Genomic DNA, 1,849 nt, shown 5'->3' with positions numbered 1-1,849 from the left:
GCCACGTGGTACCGACGATCTACGAGAATGCGACTGGCCTGCTGGTCACGCGCTCGGACCGAGTGGATCGCTACATTCGCCCCTTCGTCACCCGTGACGCCGAGGACAACCAGGACAAAAAAACTGATTTTGGCAAGTTGTGGGCGTTTTATTGGAACCGGGACAGGGCATTTATAGACTGGTATGAAGCCGCCGAGCTCGCCAAAGGCACCGAAGTCTCGGAAGACCCGAGCACCATGTCCACCGCCTACTGGCAATCGCAACTACCTAACTTGTGGAAAACCCTCAATAACCGCGGCCCAGGCCATTTCGAACCGTCCCCGTGGCTGCCCGTACGTTGGGCCGAACACCAACTGAAAGAGTTCGACGCCGCACCAGTGCTGGGCTACCTGCACCGTCCAATCAAGGTTTCAATGCAGGACGAACACGGCAAGCGCCTCAAACCCGCATTGCAGGCCAAGGCCTTGCAAGCCGGTTGGCTCAAGGCTCTCGACACCCTGCCCGCTGGGCATAAGCCGGTGCGAGTGTTCTACGACACCACTAACAACGCTGAAGCGGAAATCGCCCTGACCAATGCCTTGCACAGCCTCAATACCGATGGCCAAGGCCTGGACCTGGGCAATGTCGAAGAGGGCTACGACATCGGTCGACGCCTGGGCAATACCGGCGTCAGCGGCGCACTGGTGGAAATCAACCTGGCCACCATCGCCAGCTACCACGACGGCGGTGCCAGTGCCGTGGTGTACGCCGGCAGCGACGGCAGCCTCACCGTGCAGATGATCAGCCCGCCGGATGAGGCACGCAAAGCGAAGAACCAGCAGAACCGCGGCGCTGACCCCTTCAAGTATGGCCTCCCAAGCGCCGGACGATCCTAGGCATGAGCTCTCCCATCTGCCTGGGCGACCCCACTAGCAGCGGGGGCAGCGTGCTGTCATGCCAGCTGGCTGGCACCCACACCATCAACGGTAAAACGCCAGCGGTGCTGGGCGACAAGGCCAGTTGCCCGCTTCACCAAGGGGTTTTTGCCTTTGTCGAAGGGCACCCTCGCCGACGCCTGAATGGTAAGCCTGTGGTGCTGCAAGGCCATCGGCTGGCATGCGGGTGTCATGGTGTGGCCAACCATGCGCTGAATGTGAGCGTCGAGTAGTCACGAGCTGCGGACCGCCCAACCTCAAACCTCATCAGCGGATCGCCAGAGTGCAGCTTGTGCTCTGGCTCAGCTTCATCTGGATTGTCCAACTCAAAGCACAGGAAACCGGCATGGTACTTCGCGACATGAAACCCGTCATGGCTTGGGGCATTGCCGCTATTGTCGGCTCGCTGCTGGTTATCTTTGGCACTCACTGGTGGGGCAATGCCCTGGCAAGTGAGAAGGCAGAGTTTGCCAATTATCGAAACCAGATAGAGCTCAGAAACGCCGAACAACTGGCCACGCAAGCACGGATCTACGCCTTAGAAATTCGCGGATTGGGACTTGGAGTTCACACTGACGGCCAGTCCGAAATCTGGCAGTTTATCCAAAAAAAGAACGATAATTTCGCTTCGATCTACCCGCAGGACGCGAAAGATTACGATCCGTCATTAGACACTAGGCGAATCTCAGCAGACATCAAAGTCCGTATCGCATTCAAGAATTCGGCAGGTGAATCAGTGGCGTACTGGCCAATCCCGGTGTTTGCGCTTGGGCCGCCCGACCCCTACGCAAAAGGGTACAGAGCGGCCGGCCTGATCAATGAAGGGCGTAATGCTGCGACCTTGGGCGTTACCCAGTTTCTCTGGCAAGACGATGAAAACACTACCCATGCGCAAGGCATGATCGAGCGACTGTTCATGTTCTTTGACGATAACC

The 1,849-nt window shown here is 58.1% G+C and carries 2 protein-coding genes and 1 pseudogene; all 3 read left to right on the top strand.

The window, feature by feature from the left end:
* Window positions 1-875 (top strand): annotated as a pseudogene (locus tag ABEH27_RS25635) (hypothetical protein); the annotation flags it as partial.
* 2 nt (window positions 876-877) lie between these two features.
* Entirely contained in the window at window positions 878-1,147 is a 270-nt protein-coding gene (locus ABEH27_RS25630) for a PAAR domain-containing protein (protein ID WP_346616241.1), read from the top strand.
* Between the two features lie 50 nt (window positions 1,148-1,197).
* Window positions 1,198-1,849, top strand: a 652-nt coding sequence (locus tag ABEH27_RS25625; protein ID WP_346616240.1) for a DUF2875 family protein, incomplete at its 3' end; no start/stop codon positions are given.

Origin of the sequence: Pseudomonas sp. P39-UII1, assembly GCF_039672635.1 — a bacterium.
Classification (GTDB): domain Bacteria; phylum Pseudomonadota; class Gammaproteobacteria; order Pseudomonadales; family Pseudomonadaceae; genus Aquipseudomonas.
Note: the sequence above shows the minus strand (reverse complement) of the source record. Positions and strands in the feature narration are given on the sequence as shown.

Coding starts and splice junctions, on each gene's coding strand:
- ABEH27_RS25630 (WP_346616241.1), top strand. CDS start 878: ATGAGCTCTCCCATCTGCCTGGGCGACCCCACTAGCAGCGGGGGCAGC.